Below are 24,007 nucleotides of genomic sequence, written 5' to 3' on the forward strand. Positions count from 1 at the left end.
GCGATGAACAAAAAAACAGTACTCCTACTCGCATGCCCTGTAATGTTGTTATTGATGTCGCTAAAAATGGTATTTATACCTTCACAAGGGAAAAAGCCATTAACTGATAGCTTAAAGCGGCCGGCTAAATTTGGTTTTGGCCGACCAGCTACCGCTCAGGAAATTGCAGCATGGGATATCGACGTTCGCCCCGACGGGAAAGGCTTGCCGGCAGGGCAGGGTGATGTGAAAAAAGGCAGGGTACTTTACGCTCAAAAATGTGCGATGTGCCATGGTGTTGATGGTACCGAAAAACCGGGTATCAAACTTCCTGGAAATGCTTTGGTTGGCGATACGTCGGCCACCAGCAAGCCCAAAACCATTGGCAATTACTGGCCTTATGCCACTACCTTGTTCGATTATATGCGCCGTGCCATGCCCTATAATCTTCCCGGCTCGTTAAGCAACGATGAAGTATACAGCATAACCGCTTATCTGCTCAATGCCAACAAAATTATCAAAGCAGATGTGGTACTCGATGCTAAAAACCTATATAAAGTGGTAATGCCAGCGAAAAAACTATTTATTATGGACGATCGTAAAGGAGGCCCTGAAATAAAATAATGGAAAAGCGCGATAACAAAGATCAGAAAAGAGCCACAGGCAAAATCAGCCGCCGAACTTTATTGGGAGGGGTAATTGCTGCTGCAGTTTTACCTGTACAATCTTTATTTGCTGATGAAATACAGCCAAAAACGCCGGTTCTTCCTGAAATTACAGATGATCCAACCAAAATCGTCGGTCCAGGGCCAAGCCCGTTGGGTAAACGTTCAACATTTGAGCAACCGGTACGCAAACCTTCTGATATTTCCTCCCGTACTCCTTTACAGGATATGCACAGCACCATTACGCCTGCCGATCTTCATTTCGAGCGTCATCATGCGGGTATTCCAACCATCGATCCTGCAAAACACGAACTACTCATTCACGGTTTGGTCGATAACCCGATGAAATTTACCTTGGCTGATATCAAAAGATTCCCATCCGTTACCCGTACCTGTTTTATCGAATGTGCAGGTAATTTTCGCACGGGTAAAGCCGAAATGACGCCCCAGGATATTCTTGGACTGACTAGTCAGAGCGAGTGGACGGGTGTAATGCTCTCTACCCTATTCAAAGAAGTAGGCATCAGCGATAAAGCCAAATGGTTTTTAGCCGAAGGTTCGGATGCTGCCGTAATGACCCGTACCATCCCCATTGCAAAAGCCTGGGATGATGCCATGATTGTTTATGCACAGAACGGTGAAGCCATACGGCCCGAACAGGGTTATCCCATCAGGTTACTTTTGCCAGGTTTTGAAGGCAATATGAATATCAAATGGCTCAGGCGTATTGAACTTTCGGAAGAACCTTACATGACCAGAGAAGAAACGTCAAAATATACTTACCCTGTAAAAGATAAAATCAGAATGTTTAGCTTTGAGTTGGATGCGCGTTCCATCATCACCTATCCTTCTTATCCCCAAAAGGTAAATAAAGGCTGGGTAGAAATACGTGGAATTGCCTGGAGCGGGAGGGGGGAAGGTAGAAAAAGTAGAAGTAAGTACCGATGCCGGCAAAACCTGGCAACTGGCTAATTTACAGGAGCCTGTTTTGAGTAAAGCACATACTTATTTCAGGTATCTGTGGGATTGGAAGGGTGAAGCTACTGAAATATTGAGCCGCGTTACCGACGAAACAGGCTATTTACAACCAACTTTGGCACAATTGGTAGAAGCGCGTGGTGTAAACTTAGGCGGGTACCACATGAACCCCATCACTGCATGGCAGATTAAAAATGACGGAACCGTTTTATTTAAACCGGAAACCATAAAATAACCAGATGAAACTAGAAAAACGGGATTATGATGCAATTGTAGTAGGATCGGGGCCAAATGGACTGGCTGCTGCCATTCTTTTGCAGCAACAGGGACTTTCCGTTTTAATTATAGAAGGTAAAAACGTAATTGGAGGGGGATTGAGTTCTGCCGAACTTACTTTGCCCGGCTTTACGCACGATGTATGTTCGGCGATCCACCCGATGGCGCTGGCTTCGCCGTTTTTTAAAACTTTGCCCCTGGCAGATTTTGGATTGGAATATCTGCAGCCCGTTTTGGCTGCGGCACATCCTTTTGATGATGGTAGCGCTGCCATACTGGATCACTCTATCCAAAAAACCGCTGAATACTTAGGTGGCGATGCCAAAACTTATACTTCATTGATGGAGAGCGTCACGGAAACATGGCCACTGATCGATGAAGATGCGTTAGGACCATTACGTTTCCCCAAACATCCATTGGCGATGGCAGGTTTTGGCCTGAAAGCATTGAGCAGTGCAACAGGTTTTGTTAAACGTTTTAAAGAACAACACGCCCGGGGCCTTTTTGCCGGAATGGCTGCACATGCCATACAACCTTTAGGCAATTTAAGCACTACAGCCATTGGTTTGGTATTATTGGCTGGCGGACACCTTAAAGGGTGGCCGATACCTAAAGGCGGATCAAAATTTATTGCAGAGGCATTGGCAGGTTATTTTAAATCGCTTGGAGGAAAAATTGAAACCGGAACTTTTGTTAACGCTTTGGATCAATTGCCTTCTGCCGATGCCGTGCTTTTTGATGTGACCCCGAAACAGTTACTGCAAATTGCAGGGCATAAATTCTCCAATATTTACAAATGGCAACTCGAACGTTACCGTTATGGTATGGGCGTATTCAAGGTAGATTGGGCATTGGATGGTGCGATTCCGTTTACTGCCGAAGAATGTCGTGGTGCAGGTACCATACATTTGGGCAATACTTTCGAAGAGATTGCAGCAGGCGAACTGATGACCAGTAAAGGTCAACAGGCAGAAAAACCTTATGTGCTTTTGGCACAGCAGAGTTTATTCGATCCTTCGCGTGCACCTGAAGGAAAACAAACAGCCTGGGCCTATTGCCACGTTCCCAATGGATCAAAACAGGATCTGACCAGCATTATCGAAAATCAGGTGGAAAGATTTGCTCCTGGCTTTAAAGATCGGATCATTGCCAAACATACCATGAATACCGAACAGATGGAAGCGCATAACCGCAACTACATTGGCGGGGATATTAACGGAGGGATATTAGACCTCGGACAATTATTTACACGTCCGGCTTTAAGGTGGTCGCCATATAGAACATCAGCCAAAGGATTGTACATCTGCTCGTCATCAACTCCGCCAGGAGGTGGTGTGCACGGAATGTGCGGCTACAATGCCGGAAAAAGAGTATTAAAAGATATTTTCAACATAAAAATCAGATAACCACAAAGAAACACTATGTCAACACAGAACAATGCTTCGGGAACTACGGGAGCTTTAACAGATGCGGGGATTACACCCGACAAAAAAACATTTTTACAATCGCTTACCGAAGATTGGTGGGCGGTAATTTTAGGAACAATTATTATTGCTACCGTACTTTATTTAACCAATAGCGGCACAACGATCACTTTACCCGCTTATAAATGGGCCACTTCTGAAGATCTTTTTGGTAAAATCCTTTCAGGCCAGAATTTATTACTCATTTTAGAAACTGGTGCGATTTTTCTGGCGCTTGCATCCATAGCCATCGGCCTTTCTGGTGGTAACGTAGCCAGGTTTGCCGCAGGTTTTTCGCTGATCTACTTTCTTGCGATTATCTCTTTCATTATTGGCGGCAACAAAAACGTTTCTTATTTCGGACTGGAATATGTGGTTTTTGCTTTGCTGATTGGTATCCTGTTGGGTAACGTAATAAAACTACCCGATTGGCTAAAAGAAGCCGTACGCTCCGAATTTTACATTAAAACCGGTCTGGTAATTTTAGGAACAACCATTTTATCTGCTGATTTAATTAAAGCTGGCTTGCCCGGAATTGTACAGGCGGTTATCGTGGTAACGGCAGTTTGGTTTTTCTCTTTATGGTTAAGCCGCAGGCTGAAAGTAGATGATGAATTCGGTGTGATTTTAGCCTCTGCCGTATCCATTTGTGGTGTTTCTGCTGCGATAGTTGCGGCGGGAGCGATTAACGGCGACAAACGCAAACTCTCTTACGTAACCACATTGGTATTGATTATGGCTATCCCGATGATGATCATCCAGCCATGGGCCGTGAGGTATTTTCATATCCCCGAAGTAATTGGCGGTGCATGGTTGGGTGGAACGTTAGATACTACCGCAACGGTTACTGCGGCAGGCGATTTAGTTGGTCCGATTGCCGTTAAAGCCGGGGTGATTGCAAAATTCTCGCAGAATGTATTTATCGGTGTGGCGGCGTTTTTTATCGCCATCTGGTGGGCCTATAAAAAACCAAAAGGCGAAGCTGGTGAAGTTTTGCCTAAAGCTAAAAGCCCCGGACTTAAAATTGTATGGGAGCGTTTCCCGAAATTTGTATTGGGCTTTGTTGCTGCATCATTGGTGTTTTCTTTCTTATTATCGCCGGCAACTGCAAAAAGTGTTGCGCCAACATTAAATGGCTTGCGTACCGTGTGGTTCGCCATTGCCTTTATCTCAATTGGTATGGAGGCTAAGTTTTCGTCACTGGTTAAACTGCAAGGTGGCCGACCAGCATTTACGTTTGTAACCGCTCAGATTTTCAACATCTTCTGGACGCTGTTGTGGTCGTATATACTGTTTGGTGGGTATTTGTTCCCTGTACCAGATTTTAAATAATGAAGGCATCTGATGTAATTTAATTAAAACAGCGCTTCGGGACATCCGGAGCGCTATCTTTTTATCCCATCCGATAAAAGAACTCGTCGGCAACGATTTTACCGTCTTTTACTTCGTAAACGCAGATCTCGCTCATTTTCATTCTTCCATGCTCCTTATAAGTGGCATCAATATCCATTACTAGAGAAAAATGATGCTCGGCAACAATCGGGTCTGAAAGGGTTGCACTATGGATCTCCTGCACGCTTTCTTCCCACTGTAACGTTTTGTTTTTAACTGCGGTTTTACCTTCAGTCAGTTCCATGTCAGATCCCTTCGGCTCCCTGCTCACCACGTTATCTGCATAAAGTTCTTCAATCGCCTGATCATTTTTGCCTTCACGGCACAGCTGTACCAATTGGTCAGCAACTTCTTGTGTGGTCATATCATTATATTTTAGTTATCATAATATAGACGTTTACGGCAAGCAAATTGTTTAATGCAGATTATCAATTTGTTAACAAAGCAAAAGAATGAACACCATAAAAAAGACATGCGAAATGCACGGCCATTATTTTTAATTAAAAAGAGTTAGAAAACCATTAATACCTGTAGCTGATTAAGCATCTGGTATTTCAGGTTCTACCAATTTGATCAGTTTTTCGATGGATTCCTGCCAGCCCAGGTAACACATTTCGGCCGGTATTACCGCAGGTATATTTTCCTGTAATACCTTTAATTCTGTGCCTACTATGGTTTTCTTAAACCATACTGAGGTGATCATCCCGCCAGGAAGATTTGGGTCATCAAATTTGTCAGTATACTTTAAAAATTCGTTAGGCTTTATTTCCAGAAACGCTCCGGTCCAGCTGTGGCTGTTTCCGGTAGTAAAATTCTGGAACGACATTTTATAAGTAAGTCCTTCTTCTACCTTGCGTTCGTGAACAGTGCAAAGAAAACCATAAGGTGGTAACCATGCCGCAATTGCGGTGTTATCGGTAAAGGCACGATATAATTTTTCTGGTGATGCCTTTATAATCCTGTGTAATGAAACTTTATTGTCTGACATAAAATAGATTTTTATTATTCCTACTCTTATGGCTTTTCGGTTCTCCCGTTTTTTAAGTGTTTGCTGCTCCACTGTTGCTTAAAACAAATATGGCGGTAAAAAAGTGAAATTAACGGGGATGAAAATGACTTTCTGACGGTGTGTTTGCGACATATTGCGCGGGCTGATTGAACTTGTATTAATCTTTTGCTCGGTCTGTGTCCTCACAGATCGAAATAAAACCTTGCTTTCAAAGGTAGGTTGTCGTCTCCACTGCATCCGATGGCTATCGGATCCGCTCGAAATGAGGATAATCCGAAATAATGCATCTATAAAACAACCACTAAAAAAAAACATCCTAAAAATTTGCGTAGTTAAATGGCTACATTTATATTTGTAGCCAAATAGCTACATAATGAATTTAAGAAGAGATGTATTTCAGGCCATTGCCGACCCAACACGTAGAGCCATATTGCTGTTGGTGGCTACACAATCGATGACGGCGGGTGCTATTGCGGCCAATTTCGATACCGCCAGGCCAACAGTTTCCAAACACCTGCAGATCCTTACCGAGTGCGAATTACTGGAGCAGAAACAGAACGGGAGGGAAGTGCATTACCATACAAATGCCAAAAAAATGAAAGAAATAGCTGATTTTATCGAACCTTTCCGTCAGATGTGGGATGATAGGTTTAACAAACTGGAAGATATTATGAAAAATTATAAACCGACCAAATAGAACCAAATGGAGCAGAAAACAAAAATTGATGCAGAAAATGGAAAACAGGAAATCGTAATTACGAGGGAGTTTGATCTTCCGGTTGAATTGCTTTTTAAAGCTTACATAGAGCCCGAAATTGTAGCACAATGGATGGGTACCAAGGTACTTAAACTCGAAAATAAAAAACATGGCAGTTATGTTTTCGAAACTTCAGATCAAAAAGGGAACGTAGCTTTTGTAGCCAGTGGTGTAATCCACGAATTTGTGCCTGAAGAGAAAATCACCCGGACATTCGAAATGGAAAATACGCCTTTTGCCGCGCAGCTTGAATTTTTAACCTTTGAAAAACTGACGGATGATAGGAGCAAACTTACCATGCACGTGATATACAAGTCGGTTGGTGTAAGAGATCAGATCCTGGCTTTACCTTTTGCCCAGGGCATTAATATGGCGCATAACCGTTTGCAGAATATCGTAGATCAATTAAAATAAAAAATTATGACAAAGAGAAACAAAATTATCTATTGGATCGCCACAGTTTGGCTTTCCCTGGGCATGTTATCAACCGGCGTTGTACAGTTATTAAAAACGAAAGAAGAAGTAGCCCTTTTTACCCAATTGGGCTATCCCGTTTATTTCCTCACTTTATTGGGTATCTGGAAAATTTTGGGTGTTATAGCCGTGCTTATTCCTAAATTTACTTTACTAAAAGAATGGGCCTATGCAGGTTTTTTCTTTGCGATGTCTGGCGCCGTTTTTTCGCATATCTCGGTGGCTGATCATAGCTTTTCGGCATATTTCGGGCCTATGTTATTGTTGGTATTAACCGTACTTTCATGGTATTTCAGGCCTGCAGAAAGAAAAATCGTTTCAACTAATCTATAATATGATGAACCCAAAAGCTGATTTTTATTTCAATAAAGCCAAAAAATGGCAGGAAGCAGTAAATTTATTGAGAACAATTGTGCTCGACTGCGGCCTTACAGAAGAGTTAAAATGGGGTTGCCCGTGTTATACATTAGATGGAAACAATATTGTTTTAATCCACGATTTTAAAGAGTATTGTGCTTTTTTGTTCTTTAAAGGTGCAATATTAAAGGATAAGGAAGGCATATTGATCCAGCAGACCGAAAACGTGCAATCGGCAAGGCAGATCCGCTTTACCAATGCATTACAGATTGTAGAAATGAAAGCAACCTTAAAGTCCTTCATTTTGCAAGCCATCGAGGTAGAAAAGGCAGGTTTAAAAGTAGAACTGAAAAAAACGACCGAATACAGTATTCCTGCTGAGTTCCAAAATAAACTGGATCATATTCCAGATCTAAAAGCAGCTTTCGAAGCCTTAACCCCTGGAAGGCAAAGGGGATACCTTTTACATTTTTCGGCACCGAAACAATCGAAAACCCGCGAAGCAAGGGTAGAGAAATATATGCCAAAGATTTTGAGTGGTAAAGGATTGGATGATTAGTGTTTGGGCGGTTTGTAATCCTGAGCGTAGTCGAAGGTTTTTTGCCCTACTCCCAGTCTTGCCTCGGCTCACCGCCGCCGAGGGGCTCTTTCTTTATCCTTGATGATAAAGAAACAAACAATCAAGGCTTGCATCTTTTATTGAACTAAGCTATCGAAATTCTTATTGCGGCAATATGGAGGCCCCGATGAAAAATCGGGACTTTATATTGCCTTGTGTTGTGGATTGTTGAGGGTTTGTGCCTGAATTTCAATGCTTATTCCGGCGAAAATCCGCTATGTCGGATATCAGGGCGCAGATAAAACCCAATGAAAAATCTATTCCTTTTCACTACATTTAATTCCAAAACCGCAATATGGATACTGCATTTTACTTAGATAAATTTCAAAAAGCAGCCGATCAGCTGGATCAAAAAGTGCTCCGTGAAAAAGAAATTGAAGTGGCTGTTGGAGAGGTTATGGATTCAGTATTTTTAAAACTCTATAAAAAATCCTGGGCAAGTCCCGGGGAAGATCCCTTAACCGCAGCATCGAGGATTTTCTTTTCCATTTGGGTAAATGATGACATAATTGAAGAACAAAAGATTTATTATAATATTCATGCATTTAAACTTCGGCACCTTAAAGGTTATGCAATACAAAGCAGGCAATTTGCCGATGTATTCAGAAGCCGTTTTAAGCTTTTCGAAAACCAATGGTCAAATGTGAGTGTAAAATTTGGTCCGCTAACTTTAATGGAAGGTTGGGTGAAGCTTAATCAGAGCAATTTTCAGCATGACGTTTTATCGTTGGCTAATAGTTTTTTATCAATAGCGCATTTGGTTGATGAAACGCTTTTGAAATTTAAAAAATAAAGTCATAGGAAATGAGTGTTTTTTATTTGGAAATGAGCGTACAGTAATTCTTGGTGGTCTTCAGCCCCGCCATTCGCTGTAGCTCCGATAGAAAAAATCGGAGGCTGCCGCTGCTGTCGGGTTTAGTTACAAGGGGTTATATGCCCTGCAACTTCAAAAATGAAAAGCTGTTTTAGCCATTTAGCCCCGGTTGAAGCGATATCCCGAAGTTTTCGGGACAGCAACGAGGTACGAGTAAGCGAAGCGTAAAAGCGGAAAACGGGAAGACATTTAATGTGTTGAACAGGCATTGCGCTCCAAATAAAAATTGATATTTTTCAAAAACGTGGCAATAAATTTAATACCAATATGAGCAAAACAAATAAAAAAGAACTATCCGCAGTACAAACATCAGATCTGCTCCATATTTTAAAACTCCGTTTCGAGCAAAACATAAACCGGCACAAAACTTTAGAATGGAATAAAGTACAGGAAAGGTTAACAGCCAAACCAGAAAAATTGTGGGTGCTTGATGAAATGGAAATTAGCGGCGGCGAACCTGATGTGGTGGAGTATGATGAAGCTACCGGCGAATATATTTTTTACGATTGCTCGGCTGAAAGTCCGAAAGGCCGGAGAAGTATTTGTTACGATCTTGAAGGGCTTGAATCGAGAAAAGAACACCAGCCCGAAAATAATGCGGTTGATATGGCCGCTGCAATGGGGATCGAACTGTTAACAGAAGAACAATACCGTTATTTACAACAACTCGGGAAATTCGATACTAAAACTTCAAGCTGGATTGTTACCCCTTCTGCAATCAGAAAACTTGGCGGTGCCCTATTTGGCGATCGCCGTTATGATCACGTATTTGTTTACCATAATGGTGCGCAATCGTATTATGCGGCAAGGGCTTTCCGCGGTTCGCTTCGAGTATGATTTTATAATAGTTTTTCGTAGCAGAAAAACCGCAACCCAGGACGTTTGGCCAAACCAATTTCACCACTAAAAGTATAACCTAATTTAGGAAACAATGCCTGCGTGGCCTTATTCTCGCTATTGGTATCTACCCTCAAAATGTTGATGCCATTTGCTTTGGCAACCTCCTCTGCCTGTTGCATTAAGGCTTTGGCAATGCCTTTGCCCTGGCAATCGGGATCTACAGCCAAACGGTGTGTAACAATCGCTTTTTCAGTAATGTCCCAACCGGCATCGGTATATTCAGGATCCTGATCGTTGGTAATGGCCGAAACCCCGACAACCTGCTCTTCTAATTCTGCTACCCATAACTGATCAATAGTAATATCCTTGGCAAATACTTCAGGATTTGGGTAATCATCTCCCCACTGGAAATTTCCGGCAGCACGCATTAAGGGTACAACTTTCTTTACGAGCTGCATAATTTGCTGGATATCTTCTGTAACGGCTAATCTTATTGTCATGGATGCAAAGATAATAGATAGGTTTATTGGTTCAGTTGTTCGTCGGTCATTTGTTTGTTGGTTCATTGGTTCAATAGTCATTTGTTTGTTGGTTCATCGGTTCAATAGTCATTTGTTTATTGGTTAGCATGAGGCAGAAACTGGATAACTGCCAACTGAGAACTGCCGACTGTTCAATCGACTCCAAACTAGTTTATGTTTAATCGACTTAGGACTAACCGATCTTCATCAAATCTTCATCTTTCAGTTTGATATTTGAGCATATTACTCTCCATCATATTCCGGCTTCTAAAGGCCTGTTAAGGAATTGTTTTGCCATTATTTAATTCCCATTTTCATAGTGTTAATTCAAAGTTAAACTTAATCTGATCTTAATATTGAATTAACATTAAGGCTGTTGTTTTGTACCAAAATAAAATAACAGAAAATGAAATCACGTATACTATCCCTGGTAAGTATTCTGGTACTCCTGGTCACATTTGCTCAGGCACAGGTTACAACATCTAGCATTAATGGAAAGATTAAGGATAACAAAGGTATCATCCCAGGGGCAACCATCGTTATGGTGCACGTTCCTACAGGTACAGTTTCTAAAGGTTCGTCAAACGAAAACGGCCTTTACCGCATTGGTAACTTAAATCCGGGCGGACCATACAAAATCACCGTAACCTTTGTTGGTTATAGTCCGGTAGTAAAAGAAAATATTTATTTAACCCTTGGTAACGACGTAAAACTCGATATCGATCTTCAGGAGCAGGGTAACCAGTTGGCTGAAGTAAGTGTTAAAGGGCAAAAAGGTGGAACAAAATCTGGTGCAGGTACCAGTATCGGCGAAGGTCAGATTAAAACCTTACCAACCATGAACCGCAGTTTACAGGATGTTACCCGTGTAACCCCTCAGGGCAGTAAAGACAATACCTTTGGCGGTACCAACTTCAGGTACAATAACGTAACTATCGATGGTGCGATTAATAACGATGCCATTGGTTTTAGTCCTTCGTTAGGTGGTCAGAGCGGAAGCTCGGGCATGCCGGGAAGCAGTACACGTACCAATCCGGTTTCGCTTGATGCGATCCAGGATGTTACCGTTCTACTTTCTCCTTACGATGTTAAAGTGGGTAACTTTTTAGGTGGTAGCATCAACGCGGTTACACGTGGTGGTACCAACGAAGTGGTAGGATCGGTTTATGGTTATGGCCGTAACGCTTCGCTAATCGGTAGAAACAAAATTGGCGATAACAGCAAAGAGCCTTCTGCTTTTCACGATTATCAAACCGGTTTCCGCGTAGGTTTCCCGATCATTAAAGATAAATTGTTCTTCTTTACCAATGAAGAGATTACCCGCCGTCAGGATCCGGTAATTTTGGGTGCAGGATCATCAGATATGAAATTGCTTACTTTGGCAGAAGCACAACAGATTTCAGACCGCATGAAAAATGCTTATGGTGTTGATGCAGGTTCGTTCGGTGATTACAATATCTATTCACAATCTAACAAGTTCTTTAACCGTTTAGATTGGAACATCAGCGAAAGCACCCAGTTAACCATCAGGAATAACACCATTATTTCGAAAGCAACAAACTTAGAAAGAGATCAGTCTAACTTCAGGTTTGGCGGTATCGATTTTAAACAGAACAACAACCAAACTTCAACCGTTGCTGATCTGAAAACCCGTTTTGGTAATTCAGCTACCAATAACTTAATAGTAGGTTATTCTACTGTCCACGATTTCCGTGATCCGCTTTCTAATCCGGCTTTGCCACAGATCGAGATTGCTTCAAACGGTGGAACATTGTTTTTAGGTACCGACCGTGAGGCCAGTATCTTCAACATGAAACAGAACACTTTCGAATTTACCGATAACTTTACTTACAGCACCGGTAACCATACTTTTACCGTTGGTACACACAACGAATTTTATAAAATCAACTACGGTTTTGTAAACTCATGGAATGGTCGTGTGGCTTATAGTAGCGTTGCCGATTTCCTGGCTAACCAGCCAAACAGGGTACGTACCAGTTATAACTATGATGATAACAGCCGCGATAATATTATTGCCAACCCAACTGCAGAATTTAATGTGAACATGTACAGTGTTTACGGTCAGGACGAAATCCGCATTGGCGACCGTTTTAAATTAACCCCGGGTTTACGTTTTGATATGGCAAACTTGCCAGATATGCCATCATTGAGTTCAAAAACAACCAACTCTCCTGTTGATCCCAACTATGGTACAACTTATACTTACACGCAGCCATCATCAATTACCGGAAAATTCCTGAACAAAATCCAGATTTCTCCTCGTGTTGGTTTTAACTTCGATGTATTGGGTAACCAAAGTTTGGTTATGCGTGGTGGTACCGGTTTATTTACCAGCCGTGTTCCTTTTGCATGGATCGGTTATGCTTATTACAACAACGGTGTAAACTACGGTGCTTTTGATAAATCGTATGTTTATACAAGTACAGATCCGACTAAAATCGTGAAACCGGCTGCGGGTTCCGATCCGATTAAAGATGCTTTAACTGGTAATGGCGAAGCAGGTTATGTAACTAACCAGGGCATAAATGTTAAAGATGCAAGTGGCGCTACGCAGGTAGATTTAGTTGACAATAACTTTAAAATGCCAAAAGCATGGAGAAGTAATTTAGCTTTCGATTATAAAACTGATGACCAGTGGAAATTTACATTGGAGGGAATTTTTAGCCAGGTAATTAAAGATGTGCAGTTTCAACAGATCAACTATGTAGATAATCCAAAATACATGGTTTATGATACACAGAAACAGATGCCAATTTATTCAGGTACCAAAATTAATCCTTTATATACCAATGCCTACCTTTTATCAAATACAGATAAAGGATACAAATACAGTTTAACAGCACAGGTAAGTAAATCACTTCCTATGGGCTTAGATATGATGGTGGCTTATACCTACGGAAGATCGAAAGATATTGCCAATGGTATCCGTAACTCGATGGAGTCTAACTGGCAGTTAAACCAGGCGCTTAATCCAAATAATCCAGGTTTGGCTTATTCTAACTTCGATATCCGCAACAGGATTATCTCGACCATCAATTACAGGTTAGATTGGTTTAAAAACAATAAATATGTATCTAACTTCTCGTTGTTCTTCAGCGGTCAGTCGGGTTCGCCATACTCATTGGGCTTAGTGAACACAAGGATCAATGGAACGGGACAAACCGTAAGTTTAATGTATGTGCCGGCTGTAGGCGAAACACAGAAATTCTTTGCCAATACACCAGATGGAATTGCACAGGCTGCAGCATTTGATAATTACATTAATGGTGATAAATACCTAAGTACCCGTCGTGGCGATTTTACAGAGCGTAACGGTGCACGTACCCCTTGGAATGTTCAGGCTGATTTCCGTTTCTCGCAGGATATTCAGGTGGCAAAAGGAAAACACCCGCATGTACTTACTTTAACTTACGATATTGTTAACCTAACTAATTTGTTGAATAAAGATTGGGGAATCCAGTATTTTTCTCCTAACACTTATAACTCTATGGCCAGTATGGGTATCAAAGTTCAAACTGCAGGCACACCAACAGCCTATCCGGTTTATACCTTTGCTCAAAAAGATGTAACTTCTTACTCAAAAGATTTCTTTGCATCACGTTACCAGATGCAATTGGGATTGAGGTATAGCTTCTAATCTTTTTAAAGAAATAGATATAACGGTCTGGCCTGATAAAGGTCAGGCCGTTTTTTGTTTAACATACGACGACTATTATTGCATTTTGTCATCCTGAGCGGAGTCGAAGGATCATTCGTTCTGCTTAATTGGCCACGGATGCACGGAAAACACGGAGATGTTTTAATTGAAATTATTATTGTAACAATTAAACAATTAAACTTTTTTATTACGCACCTGTCCAAATTATACACACAGCGTAAAGCTTGATTTATTTTTTTACTTAAAAGGTTAGGTTATGAAAAAGATTGTAAATGCGTTGCTCTTATTGGTTTTGGCGTTAAATTTTAGTGCATGCGTAGTGAGTGCACGAGCGCCACGTGCCCACTGGGTACCCGGTTACTATGTTGTTGGCCCTCATGGCGGTCGCCATTGGGTACACGGCCATTACCGCTAGTTTATCCTTACCAATTTTCTTTAACTCATGCTAATCAGCCGGGTTAAAAGCAAAGTCTGTGCTTTCCTTCTCCATTTGGAGAGGGATGCACTATTTTAGGTAAATCCACTTCCTTAAACATGGTGAGGTGTAACTATTGTAATGTTTCATTTAGAATACAGGAATAAAATAATACATTAGCGCTATTAATCTCTATTTTAACCATGCAGGAAGAAATTCTTTTACAGATAAGCGGAAAAATCAAAGAAAGACGTAAAGAACTTGGCATTACCGTTCAGGAACTTGCAGATAAGGCAGAAGTAAGTAAAGGCCTTATTTCCCAGATCGAAAACAGCAGGACCATCCCATCGCTTATGGTATTGATGGACATTATTAAGAGTCTGGAGATTGATTTAAACAGCTTTTTTAAAGATATCAATTTTCATAAAAAAGATGCCCCTGTGCTGGTAAAACGGAAGGATAATTACCAGAAATTCGAAAAAGAACAGGCTGTTGGCTTTAACTACTCGCGTATTTTAACCAAGAACATCAAATTTTCTACCGCCGATTTTGTGCTGCTCGAGCTTGAAGTAAATTCACACCGTCCGATGGTAAAAACTGAAGCTTTTGAGTTTAAATACATGATTGAAGGCAAGGTAGAATACCAGTTTGCAAAAAAGAAAGTGATACTCGAAAAAGGCGACTCCATGCTTTTCGACGGAAGGCTTTCGCATACGCCTGTTAACATTGGCGATACCAAGGCATTGATGCTGGTAATTTATTTCTTCGAGTAACAATTTAGTAAACAAAGTTTATTTATACTTAACAAATTTTTATCTTCATCTTTATAAACCAAGCCTATATTAGCAGGCAAATTATAAATATGAAAAAATTTCTTAAAAGCACTATTCTGCTGCTTTGCATTGCTGTGTGTGCACAGGCACAGCCAAAAAAAATTAAACATGTCATCCTCATCGGTTGCGATGGCTTTGGAGGTTATGCCCTGCAGGAAGCCAATATGCCTAATCTTAAAGCTTTAATGGCCAATGGCTCGTGGACCGATAAGGCGCGTTGTGTGCTGCCATCATCCAGTGCGGTTAACTGGGCTTCGTTGTTGATGGGAGCAGGGCCAACCGAACATGGTTACACCGAGTGGGACAGCAAGGTACCCGAAATCCCTTCAGTAACCAAAACTTCTTATGGCATATTCCCCACGATATTCAGCGTGATCAGGGATCAGAAAAAAACCGCTAAAACTGCTATTGTTTATAGCTGGAACGGTATCGGTTATTTGTTCGAAAAAGAAGCTGTAAATATAGTAGTGAACGGTAAAGAAAAAGATGATTTTTGTGCCGATACTGCTGCCGCGATTATTAAAAAAGAAAAACCTTATTTTACTTTTCTGCATTTAGACGAACCTGACAATACAGGACATGCCATCGGTCACCGTACACCCGCCTATTACAAACAACTGGAGCTGGTAGATCAGCGCATTGGTAAAATTGTAAAAGCAGTTAAAGATGCAGGTATTGCCGATGAAACCATTATTTTAGTAACTGCTGATCACGGGGGAACGGGTAAAGGCCATGGCGGTAAATCGCTTGATGAAGTGCAGATTCCATGGATTATTTCTGGTCCTGGTGTACGAAAAAACCACGAAATAAGAGATGTTATCATTACTTACGATACTGCAGCTACACTTGCCTGGTTGATGGGCTTGCAACAACCGCAAAGCTGGCGGGGAAAGCCTGTGTTAGAGCCGTTTGGCAAATAAGCTTCCCAGGCCAGGCAGATTTAACAATTTGATAACTTAACATTTGTTTACAAATAATAAACATTGTTTACTATTGTGTTTTAATGTTAATAATTATGGAAATTAGATTAATCTTGTTAGATAGGTTGGCATCCAATGATACCGTAGCCGGGATATTAAATTTATAATGCAATGAGCTTGCTTCATATTGCCCGTAAAAAAGCACAACACTGGCCCTATTGGCTGGTTACTGTGATTGGTGGTGTAGCAGCCTTTGGTTGTTACACCAGTATGTATGCGTTTAGGAAAGCCTTTGCTTCGGCCACTTTCGAGCATCAGGAATTTCTGCACATTGATTATAAGGTTTGGCTTGTGATTGCACAGATGGTAGGGTATACCCTTAGTAAGTTTTATGGTATCCGTTTTATTTCCGAATCGGGAAAAAGTAACCGCGCCAGGAGCATTATTTTTCTGATCCTTTTTTCGTGGCTTGCCCTGCTTGGTTTTGCGCTGGTACCTGCTCCTTACAATATTATATTTCTCTTTCTTAACGGTTTTCCGCTGGGCATGATCTGGGGTTTGGTGTTCAGTTACCTCGAAGGCAGAAAAACAACTGAGTTTATGGGCGCTTTAATGTCTATCAGTTTAATTTTTGCTTCAGGTTTTGTGAAAACCGTGGCCCGCTCTCTGATGTCCTTTGCTTCAGTAAGCGATTATTGGATGCCTTTTTTAACGGGTCTGGTATTTTTACCTGCCCTGCTGCTGTTCGTTTTCTGTTTGGAAGTAATTCCACCACCTTCAAAAGAAGATCAGGAGTTGCGTACCAAGCGGGTACCGATGGATGGGAACCAACGGAAGGCCTTTATCACCACATTTTTGCCAGGTATTATCTTAACCATCATCATTTATGTATTGCTAACCTGTATCCGCGATATGCGCGATAATTTTGAGGTAGAAATCTGGAATGGCCTTGGTATCCATAACAACCATATTTATACCCAGATTGATACGCTCATTTCGGTGGTGGTGCTGGTGATGATGGGGCTTTTGATCCTGATTAAAGATAATCTCAAAGCCTTTACCGTGATCCATATCATGATTATTGCCGGTTGTTTATTGATCGGCGTAAGTACCTTCTTTTTCGATCGTGGATATATGGGACCGGTTACCTGGATGGCTTTACTGGGAATGGGACTATACATGGCCTATATTCCGTATAATGCGATTTTCTTTGAACGGATGATTGCCAATTTTCACTATAAAAGTAATATCGGTTTTATTATGTATGTGGCTGATTCTATTGGTTATGTAGGTAGTTTTTCGGTATTGATGTTGCACGAGTTTGGAGAAACCAACATCAGCTGGATGCACTTTTTTAAAGAGTGTTTGTTTGCCGTTCCGCTGATTGGTGGCGTGTGCAGCATACTCTCATTAATTTATTTCAGAAGGAAAACATTGGCTACCAATAAAAAGATGCAAGCGTCAGGAAGCGTGGTTTTAACTGGGAAATAAAAAAAGTTTTGGCTGCTTTTTACCATTTATCGTCATTGCGGGAAGGCTTTTTCAGCCGACGAAGCAATCTTTATTGTGGTCGTAGAGCATGAATGATTGCTTCGTCGTTCCTCTTCACAATGACGATTTTTTTATTTGGAATTTGTTAATGGTAACGAAGTTGAGGTGGCTTTTATAAACAGTTTTGTCATTCCCAACCCGATAGCTATCGGATGACGAATAATTTTTAAAATATATTAACATCGATGTAGGTGCTATTTAAAGCATCTCACACAAAAAATAAATAAACAATGAATAAACATTTCGATCTTATTGTAGTTGGCGGTGGTATTTTAGGTACTTTCCACGCTTACCATGCCTTACTTTTAGGTAAATCTGTATTGCAGCTCGAAAAAGACAATTTTCCGGTAGGGGCTACAGTACGCAACTTTGGTCAGGTAGTGCCATCGGGTATGGAGGCCGAATGGTTTGAATATGGTGTGGCCGGTTTAGAGATTTATAAATCCATCCAGCGTGAATTTGATATTTCTGTACAACAGAACGGCAGTGTGTACATTGCCTCAGATGATGATGAATGCACCTTGATCCACGAGTTGAAAGCGCATTACGATACCATTGGTTATACAACAGAATTGCTCAATCAGGAAGCTATTTTAAAAAAGTATCCGGCCATTAAATCTTCTTATGCCAGGGAGGCCATATTTTTTCCGCAGGAAATCAGCGTAGCACCCGATCAGATGATCCACCGTTTGCACCAGTACATGCAGACAAAATTCGAAAAGTACACGCTTAAATACAATAGTCCGGTTACCGCATGCGAAAGCAAAGGCATCGGGGTAGAAGTGGGACTGAAAAACAATACCGAGCTTTTTACGGCCGAGAAAGCCATTATCTGCAATGGTTATGAGTTTAAATTGCTGTACCCCGAATTGTTTAGCGAAAGCGGCATTGTGGTAAGCAAATTACAGATGATGCGCAGTATCCCGATGCCCGATGTAGCACTGGAAGGCAATATTTTAACGGGTTTAACTACCCGCCGTTACGAGAGTTTTGAGCACTATTGTCCTTCATTTAAAAGCATTAAAACACCTGAACATTACGAAGAACTGAAAAAATGGGGCATCCATATCCTGTTTAAAAAAGCAGCAGATAATACCATCATCATCGGCGATTCGCACGTATATGCTGATGTAAACCATTTTGATGACCTGGGCTTCGATTTAAGTACCCACATTAATGACTTGATGTTAGCCGAAGCTGCCCGGATAGTGGATTTTGATGTACGCAAACTGCAAAGTACCTGGGCCGGATTTTATCCGCAGCATGCTACCAAACACATTGTAACTTACGATCTGGACGACCGTATCCATATCCGCACTGCCATTGGCGGCAAAGGAATGACCGCAAGTGCCGGTTATGCAGCAGAAAGCATTAAGAAAATACTGTGTTAACAAATACTAAACAAAAACAAGGTATTTTGTTAACTTTATGATTGCATTGGGCTAACATGCACATCTTATCATTGCATCTATAAACCATAAAAATTTTATAGATAAATGAAACATCTCTACAAGATGAAGATGTGCATGGTAGCTTTATTGTTATTATGCCTCACGCCCTATTTTACATGGGCGCAAACAAAAATAGCCGGTATGGTTAAAGACGATGCACAGCAACCGGTTCCCGGTGTGAGTGTATTGGTAAAAGGCACCAAAAAAGCCACTTCAACCGATTTATCTGGCCGTTTTACCCTCGATGCCAAAACGGGCGAAACGCTTGTGGTAAGTTCAATCGGTTTCCTTACACAAGAGGTGCAGGTTACCGGAGCAAACCTTAACATCATCCTAAAAACAGATTCGAAAAACCTAAACGAAGTGGTGGTTACCGCCCTTGGTATCCGTAAAGAAAAGCGGAACCTGGGTTATGCCATTCAGGAGGTTAAAGGCGCCGATCTGGTAAAAGCCAGAGAAGCCAACCCGGTAAATGGTTTAGTAGGTAAAGTTGCAGGTTTAACCGTGGGTGTATCATCCGAACTTTTGGGCCGTTCGTCACTTTACCTCCGTGGTAACGATGTAAATCTGGTGGTGGTAGATGGGGTGCCGATCAATTCGGATACCTGGAACATCAATCCGGATGATATTGATACCTATACCGTACTTAAAGGGCCTGCTGCTGCAGCACTTTATGGTTACCAGGCTTATAACGGTGCTTTATTGATTACCACTAAAAGAGGTAAACTAAGCGACAAAGGTTTTACGGTAGAACTCAACTCAAGCACCCAGTTTAATTCAGGATTTATCGCTTTGCCAAAAAGCCAGGATGAGTACGGACCAGGTGAGCACAGTGCTTATGCCTTTGGTGATGGTAAAGGCGGTGGTTTAAATGATGGCGATTATGACATCTGGGGTCCGAAATTCGAAGGTCAGTTAATTCCTCAATACGATAGCCCTGTGGTAAACGGTGTGCGCCAGGGTACGCCATGGGTAGCCCGCGGAAAGGATAACTTAAAACGTTTTATAGAGACAGGTTTACTTTCTGCCAATAACGTGGCGCTATCTTCAGCAACTGATAAGTACAATTTAAGGGTTTCCATTTCTAACAATTACCAGAAAGGAATTATCCCGAACACACAGTTAAATATCAATAACTTTAACGTAAGCGGTTCTTATAACATCACCCCTAAATTAAGGGCCGAAACCTACATCAATTACAGCCGTCAGTTTTCTGATAATATTCCTGATGTAAACTACGGTCCGAATAGTGTGATTTATAACATGACACTTTGGGGCGGTGCCGACTGGAACATTGATGACATGAAAAATTACTGGCAGCCGGGTAAAGAAGGTATTCAATCTATCTATGCAGAATACCAACGTTACCATAATCCTTATTTTATGTCGTACGAATGGTTACGGGGACATAAAAAGAACGACATTAACGGTTATGCTTCCTTAAATTACAATATCAGCAAAGGCCTGGACGTGTTATTAAAAACACAGATTTCTACCTACGATCAGTTAAGAACAGAGAAAATGCCTTTTTCTGCGCATCCTTACGGTCGTGAAGAAGGTTTGGGCGATTACAGGGAAGACCGCCGCAGCATGTTCGAAAATAATACGCAGTTGATTTTGAAATACAATAAAAACGTGGGCGATTTATTCGAAATCAGTGCTTTTGGTGGCGGTAATGCCCGTAACTTCAGCTATAACTCTAGTTTTACTTCAACCGATTACCTGAATGTTCCGAATGTATATAACTTCTCTAATTCTAAAAATCCAGTTAAAGCTTTCGATTTTAACTCTAAAATGTTGGTGTTAAGTGCTTTTTATTCAGTTGATTTAAGTTTCAAGAAATACCTGAATATTAATACCACTGGCCGTGTAGATAAAAACTCTGCGCTGCCGCCAAAGAATAATGCAGCTTTCTATCCTTCAGTTTCCTTAAGCTCAGTAATTTCTGATTACGTAAAAATGCCTGAGTTTATCTCTTTTGCAAAAGTAAGGGCATCGTATGCCAATGTTAAAGATCCTGGTTTAGGTACACAAGATTATATCGGTGCAACACCATTGCAAAGTTATCCGATAGGATATGGTGCCGAATACAGCTCTTCTTACGGCGGGCCGGTTTATGGTCTTTCCTCTCCATACACCATCAGGCAGACTTATAACAACCAAACCGGTGCTTATTATACCAATAGTCTGATCGATTTGAATAATATCAGGGCGCAGAGCAGAACCAATTACGAAGGGGGTATCGATCTTAAATTCCTGAAAAACAGGTTAGGTTTCGAGGCTACTTATTTCAGGTATATCGACGGGCCAAAAATTATTAAACAAAGTATTCCGCAAGCTTCCGGATATGATGTAAATACTATTAACGGGCGTAAAACACAGAATAGCGGGGTAGAACTGAGCTTATCAGGATCGCCAATCATGACTGATAAATTTGGCTGGGATGTCATGATCAACTGGTCTACCTACAAACAGGTTTATAAAGAACTTGCCCCTGGTGAAACATCGGTTGATCAGTTTTTCAAAACAGGCGACCGCATCGATAACATTTATGGCTCAGTATTGGCTAAAACACCAGGCGGACAAGTCATTCATACGGCAAGCGGAACACCGATTTCGTTACCGGTTAACCAATTGCTGGGGCACGCCGATCCAAACTGGGTATGGAGTATCGGCAATAAGTTCAGGTACGAAAATTTCTCGTTCAGCTTCCAGTTAGATGGTAAAGTGGGCGGTGTAATGCAGGATTATGTAAGGTTGAAATCGTTCCAGGGCGGTCGTCAGATCGAAACCATTCAAGGCAAAATGGGCGAAGCCAGGTACCAGGATTATATCCACGTAAACGACCCTAACTACAAAGGTACATGGGTAGGCGATGGGGTAGTGGTTGCCAATAACGGTAAACTTAATTTCGATCCGGTTACGGGTGTAATTACCAATTATGGCGATCTTTCTTTCGCTCCAAATAATACCCCTGTTTTATTGCAGGATTATTTAGGTGTGTTTTACGGTGCTAAAGAAAATACGATGATGAGCCGTACTTATGCAAAATTGCGCGAAGTGACCTTTGGTTATCAATTGCCTAAAAAATTATTGGAAGGAACCTTTATCCGCTCGGCCAATATTTCGGTAGTGGGACGTAACCTCCTGTATTTCATTAATTCTACCTACAATGATGTGGATGTAGATCAGTATTCGGGCAGAGAAGGCACTTCTACCCTGCAAACGCCAACCACCAGAAGTGTGGGCTTTAACCTGAATGTTACTTTTTAACCGTTAGCACAAAAGATTATGAAAACGATATATAAAATTTTGTTCCTCTTCATCATGGTTGCAGTTTGCGGCGGATGTAAGAAAGAATTTGAAGACAACTTTAAAAATCCAAACCAGGCCGAAAGTGTGCCGCCCAACTTAGTGCTGAATGGTATTTTATACGATATGTACGAAGCACCTTTTTCGGGTTCAGAAAGATGGAACCAGTACACCGCGGCAAATTATTTTTATTATGCAACCAACAATTACGATTGGACAGGCGCTTCATTAGATTATACCACATTAAAAAACGTGGGTAAAATGGAAGAAGAAGCCAACCGTTTAGGTGGCGAAGTAGGCAAACCTTACCTGGCCCTGGCCAAATTCTTTAAAGCTTATTTCTTTGTGAAAATGAGTTTAAAGGTAGGCGATATCCCAATGACGGAGGCTTTAAAAGGCGTGGCCAACCTTACGCCAAAATACGATACCCAAAAAGATGTTTTTAAACAATCGTTGGTTTGGTTAGAAGAAGCTAATCAAAACCTGAGCACTTTAATTGCTGCGGGCAATAAAGAGCTAAAGGGTGATATTTACCTTAAAAACGATTTGGTGGCCTGGCAAAAAGTGATCAATACCTTTAAGTTAAGGGTGTTGATCCATTTAAGCAGCAGGGTTGATGATGCAGATCTGCAGGTGAAACAACAGTTTGCTGCCGTATTGGATAACCCTACCAAATACCCTGTAATGGACAGCATGGCCGATAACCTTCAGTTTGTGTACAACGAAAGTTTTAACAAATACCCTAACAATAAGGACAATTTTGGTAATGATGCTTTGCGCTATAACATGGCTGGCACTTATTTAAATACCTTGTCGGGCCTTAAAGATCCACGCGCCTACATGGTAGCAGAACCTGCAAGGGGAATAGCTGAAGCCAATGGATATGCGATTACCGATTACCGCAATTTTGTTGGTGCAAGCTCGGGCGAAGATCAGGGGATAATGTTGGATAAAGTACAGAAAGGTTTGTATTCGCTTATTGGCCGCTACAGGTATTACAGTGGTTATACCGCCGAAAATACTTTCATTATTTCTTACCCGGAATTGTGTTTCATCAAAGCCGAAGGTATTAACCGTGGTTGGGCCAATGGCGATGCCGAAAGCTGGTATAAAAAAGGCATTCAGGCTTCTATCGCCTTTTATGGCATTAAAGATGGAAGTAATGTAGTTACCTTCCTTAAAAAGGATGGCAAGCTTGGCGAGTTCGAAACTTATAACATCAACTTCTCGTTCGAAAGCGATTACTATGCACAGGTTGCGGTTAAATATGCAGGCAATACGGCCGATGGTTTAAAACAGATCCTTACCCAAAAATACCTGGCGTATTTCCGTAATTCAGGTTTCGAAGCTTACTACCAATACCGCAGAACAGGCATCCCTCAATTCCTGACGGGCCCTGGTACAGGTAACAGCCAAAGGATTCCGAAACGTTTTCAGTACACCACTATCGAAAGAACGACTAATGGCGATAACCTTAAAGTGGCATTGCAACGTCAGTATAACGGTGTAGATGATATTAACCTCGCTCCCTGGATCGTTAAATAGGAACAGGTAACCGGCTGATATTCAGTTTTAAAATAAAGAAATGTTCTTCCGCTAAAAACGGAGGGACATTTTCTTAAATAATATTTGATTTATTTTT

The 24,007-nt window shown here is 41.3% G+C and carries 21 protein-coding genes; 18 read left to right on the forward strand and 3 right to left on the reverse strand.

The window, feature by feature from the left end; translation table 11 throughout:
- Positions 1 to 3: 3 nt before the first annotated feature.
- The 5 genes from H9L23_RS25335 to H9L23_RS25350 are packed head-to-tail and all read left to right on the forward strand — an operon-like array spanning position 4 to position 4,693.
- Positions 4 to 603: a c-type cytochrome gene (locus H9L23_RS25335; protein ID WP_246474787.1), complete on the forward strand. Its 600-nt coding sequence runs from the start codon at positions 4 to 6 to the stop codon at positions 601 to 603.
- Positions 603 to 1,616: a molybdopterin-dependent oxidoreductase gene (locus H9L23_RS25340; protein WP_246474788.1), complete on the forward strand. Its 1,014-nt coding sequence runs from the start codon at positions 603 to 605 to the stop codon at positions 1,614 to 1,616. The genes H9L23_RS25335 and H9L23_RS25340 overlap by 1 nt, the downstream gene beginning before the upstream one ends.
- Positions 1,534 to 1,857, forward strand: a complete 324-nt coding sequence (locus tag H9L23_RS26770) for a molybdopterin-binding protein (protein ID WP_246474789.1) — start codon at positions 1,534 to 1,536, stop codon at positions 1,855 to 1,857. The genes H9L23_RS25340 and H9L23_RS26770 overlap by 83 nt, the downstream gene beginning before the upstream one ends.
- Positions 1,858 to 1,861: 4 nt before the next feature.
- Positions 1,862 to 3,304 carry a phytoene desaturase family protein gene (locus tag H9L23_RS25345; RefSeq protein ID WP_187592888.1) on the forward strand — a complete coding sequence of 481 codons (1,443 nt, stop codon included), beginning with the start codon at positions 1,862 to 1,864 and terminating at the stop codon, positions 3,302 to 3,304.
- 15 nt (positions 3,305 to 3,319) lie between these two features.
- Positions 3,320 to 4,693, forward strand: a complete 1,374-nt coding sequence (locus tag H9L23_RS25350) for a YeiH family protein (protein WP_187592889.1) — start codon at positions 3,320 to 3,322, stop codon at positions 4,691 to 4,693.
- Between the two features lie 61 nt (positions 4,694 to 4,754).
- Here the strand turns inward: H9L23_RS25350 and H9L23_RS25355 are convergent, their stop codons facing one another.
- Positions 4,755 to 5,117 carry a SnoaL-like domain-containing protein gene (locus tag H9L23_RS25355; protein ID WP_187592890.1) on the reverse strand — a complete coding sequence of 121 codons (363 nt, stop codon included), beginning with the start codon at positions 5,115 to 5,117 and terminating at the stop codon, positions 4,755 to 4,757.
- A gap of 174 nt (positions 5,118 to 5,291) precedes the next feature.
- Entirely contained in the window at positions 5,292 to 5,741 is a 450-nt protein-coding gene (locus tag H9L23_RS25360; RefSeq protein WP_187592891.1) for an SRPBCC family protein, read from the reverse strand.
- 394 nt (positions 5,742 to 6,135) lie between these two features.
- On the opposite strand from H9L23_RS25360, the gene H9L23_RS25365 reads away from it, so the two are divergent.
- The 6 genes from H9L23_RS25365 to H9L23_RS25390 all read left to right on the forward strand — a co-directional run bounded on the left by H9L23_RS25365 (position 6,136) and on the right by H9L23_RS25390 (position 9,680).
- Positions 6,136 to 6,459 carry an ArsR/SmtB family transcription factor gene (locus H9L23_RS25365; protein WP_187592892.1) on the forward strand — a complete coding sequence of 108 codons (324 nt, stop codon included), beginning with the start codon at positions 6,136 to 6,138 and terminating at the stop codon, positions 6,457 to 6,459.
- Between the two features lie 6 nt (positions 6,460 to 6,465).
- Positions 6,466 to 6,933, forward strand: a complete 468-nt coding sequence (locus tag H9L23_RS25370) for an SRPBCC family protein (protein WP_187592893.1) — start codon at positions 6,466 to 6,468, stop codon at positions 6,931 to 6,933.
- Between the two features lie 6 nt (positions 6,934 to 6,939).
- Positions 6,940 to 7,326 carry a DoxX family protein gene (locus H9L23_RS25375; protein ID WP_187592894.1) on the forward strand — a complete coding sequence of 129 codons (387 nt, stop codon included), beginning with the start codon at positions 6,940 to 6,942 and terminating at the stop codon, positions 7,324 to 7,326.
- Position 7,327: 1 nt separating this feature from the next.
- Positions 7,328 to 7,909, forward strand: coding sequence for a YdeI/OmpD-associated family protein (locus H9L23_RS25380; protein ID WP_317175276.1), 582 nt, complete (start codon positions 7,328 to 7,330; stop codon positions 7,907 to 7,909).
- Positions 7,910 to 8,264: 355 nt separating this feature from the next.
- Positions 8,265 to 8,762, forward strand: a complete 498-nt coding sequence (locus H9L23_RS25385; protein ID WP_187592895.1) for a hypothetical protein — start codon at positions 8,265 to 8,267, stop codon at positions 8,760 to 8,762.
- Positions 8,763 to 9,110: 348 nt separating this feature from the next.
- Positions 9,111 to 9,680, forward strand: a complete 570-nt coding sequence (locus H9L23_RS25390; protein WP_187592896.1) for a DUF4256 domain-containing protein — start codon at positions 9,111 to 9,113, stop codon at positions 9,678 to 9,680.
- Between the two features lie 2 nt (positions 9,681 to 9,682).
- On the opposite strand, the gene H9L23_RS25395 is transcribed toward H9L23_RS25390, so the two are convergent.
- Positions 9,683 to 10,183: a GNAT family N-acetyltransferase gene (locus H9L23_RS25395; RefSeq protein WP_187592897.1), complete on the reverse strand. Its 501-nt coding sequence runs from the start codon at positions 10,181 to 10,183 to the stop codon at positions 9,683 to 9,685.
- Between the two features lie 427 nt (positions 10,184 to 10,610).
- On the opposite strand from H9L23_RS25395, the gene H9L23_RS25400 reads away from it, so the two are divergent.
- The 7 genes from H9L23_RS25400 to H9L23_RS25430 all read left to right on the forward strand — a co-directional run bounded on the left by H9L23_RS25400 (position 10,611) and on the right by H9L23_RS25430 (position 23,910).
- A complete protein-coding gene (locus H9L23_RS25400) occupies positions 10,611 to 13,862 on the forward strand; it encodes a TonB-dependent receptor (protein ID WP_187592898.1) in 3,252 nt (1,083 codons plus the stop codon).
- Positions 13,863 to 14,501: 639 nt separating this feature from the next.
- On the forward strand, positions 14,502 to 15,071 hold the full coding sequence (locus H9L23_RS25405) for a helix-turn-helix domain-containing protein (RefSeq protein WP_187592899.1): 570 nt from the start codon (positions 14,502 to 14,504) through the stop codon (positions 15,069 to 15,071).
- An 89-nt stretch (positions 15,072 to 15,160) separates the two neighbouring features.
- The gene (locus tag H9L23_RS25410; protein WP_187592900.1) at positions 15,161 to 16,051 is read left to right on the forward strand and encodes an alkaline phosphatase; all 891 of its coding nucleotides are present in this window, start codon (positions 15,161 to 15,163) and stop codon (positions 16,049 to 16,051) included.
- A gap of 171 nt (positions 16,052 to 16,222) precedes the next feature.
- Positions 16,223 to 17,542, forward strand: coding sequence for a DUF5690 family protein (locus tag H9L23_RS25415; protein WP_187592901.1), 1,320 nt, complete (start codon positions 16,223 to 16,225; stop codon positions 17,540 to 17,542).
- 290 nt (positions 17,543 to 17,832) lie between these two features.
- A complete protein-coding gene (locus tag H9L23_RS25420) occupies positions 17,833 to 18,993 on the forward strand; it encodes a TIGR03364 family FAD-dependent oxidoreductase (protein ID WP_187592902.1) in 1,161 nt (386 codons plus the stop codon).
- 105 nt (positions 18,994 to 19,098) lie between these two features.
- The gene (locus H9L23_RS25425; protein WP_187592903.1) at positions 19,099 to 22,326 is read left to right on the forward strand and encodes a SusC/RagA family TonB-linked outer membrane protein; all 3,228 of its coding nucleotides are present in this window, start codon (positions 19,099 to 19,101) and stop codon (positions 22,324 to 22,326) included.
- Positions 22,327 to 22,344: 18 nt separating this feature from the next.
- Entirely contained in the window at positions 22,345 to 23,910 is a 1,566-nt protein-coding gene (locus H9L23_RS25430) for a SusD/RagB family nutrient-binding outer membrane lipoprotein (RefSeq protein WP_187592904.1), read from the forward strand.
- Positions 23,911 to 24,007 lie beyond the last annotated feature (97 nt).

The organism is Pedobacter roseus (assembly GCF_014395225.1).
Lineage (GTDB): Bacteria > Bacteroidota > Bacteroidia > Sphingobacteriales > Sphingobacteriaceae > Pedobacter > Pedobacter roseus.

Bases quoted from the DNA above. Each gene is read 5' to 3' on its own strand.
- H9L23_RS25350 (WP_187592889.1), top strand. From the start codon at position 3,320: ATGTCAACACAGAACAATGCTTCGGGAACTACGGGAGCTTTAACAGAT.
- H9L23_RS25405 (WP_187592899.1), top strand. From the start codon at position 14,502: ATGCAGGAAGAAATTCTTTTACAGATAAGCGGAAAAATCAAAGAAAGA.
- H9L23_RS25400 (WP_187592898.1), top strand. From the start codon at position 10,611: ATGAAATCACGTATACTATCCCTGGTAAGTATTCTGGTACTCCTGGTC.
- H9L23_RS25375 (WP_187592894.1), top strand. From the start codon at position 6,940: ATGACAAAGAGAAACAAAATTATCTATTGGATCGCCACAGTTTGGCTT.
- H9L23_RS25425 (WP_187592903.1), top strand. From the start codon at position 19,099: ATGAAACATCTCTACAAGATGAAGATGTGCATGGTAGCTTTATTGTTA.
- H9L23_RS25365 (WP_187592892.1), top strand. From the start codon at position 6,136: ATGAATTTAAGAAGAGATGTATTTCAGGCCATTGCCGACCCAACACGT.
- H9L23_RS25340 (WP_246474788.1), top strand. From the start codon at position 603: ATGGAAAAGCGCGATAACAAAGATCAGAAAAGAGCCACAGGCAAAATC.
- H9L23_RS25410 (WP_187592900.1), top strand. From the start codon at position 15,161: ATGAAAAAATTTCTTAAAAGCACTATTCTGCTGCTTTGCATTGCTGTG.
- H9L23_RS25385 (WP_187592895.1), top strand. From the start codon at position 8,265: ATGGATACTGCATTTTACTTAGATAAATTTCAAAAAGCAGCCGATCAG.
- H9L23_RS25395 (WP_187592897.1), bottom strand. From the start codon at position 10,183: ATGACAATAAGATTAGCCGTTACAGAAGATATCCAGCAAATTATGCAG.
- H9L23_RS25415 (WP_187592901.1), top strand. From the start codon at position 16,223: ATGAGCTTGCTTCATATTGCCCGTAAAAAAGCACAACACTGGCCCTAT.
- H9L23_RS25335 (WP_246474787.1), top strand. From the start codon at position 4: ATGAACAAAAAAACAGTACTCCTACTCGCATGCCCTGTAATGTTGTTA.
- H9L23_RS25345 (WP_187592888.1), top strand. From the start codon at position 1,862: ATGAAACTAGAAAAACGGGATTATGATGCAATTGTAGTAGGATCGGGG.
- H9L23_RS25420 (WP_187592902.1), top strand. From the start codon at position 17,833: ATGAATAAACATTTCGATCTTATTGTAGTTGGCGGTGGTATTTTAGGT.
- H9L23_RS25390 (WP_187592896.1), top strand. From the start codon at position 9,111: ATGAGCAAAACAAATAAAAAAGAACTATCCGCAGTACAAACATCAGAT.
- H9L23_RS25360 (WP_187592891.1), bottom strand. From the start codon at position 5,741: ATGTCAGACAATAAAGTTTCATTACACAGGATTATAAAGGCATCACCA.
- H9L23_RS25380 (WP_317175276.1), top strand. From the start codon at position 7,328: ATGATGAACCCAAAAGCTGATTTTTATTTCAATAAAGCCAAAAAATGG.
- H9L23_RS25355 (WP_187592890.1), bottom strand. From the start codon at position 5,117: ATGACCACACAAGAAGTTGCTGACCAATTGGTACAGCTGTGCCGTGAA.
- H9L23_RS25370 (WP_187592893.1), top strand. From the start codon at position 6,466: ATGGAGCAGAAAACAAAAATTGATGCAGAAAATGGAAAACAGGAAATC.
- H9L23_RS25430 (WP_187592904.1), top strand. From the start codon at position 22,345: ATGAAAACGATATATAAAATTTTGTTCCTCTTCATCATGGTTGCAGTT.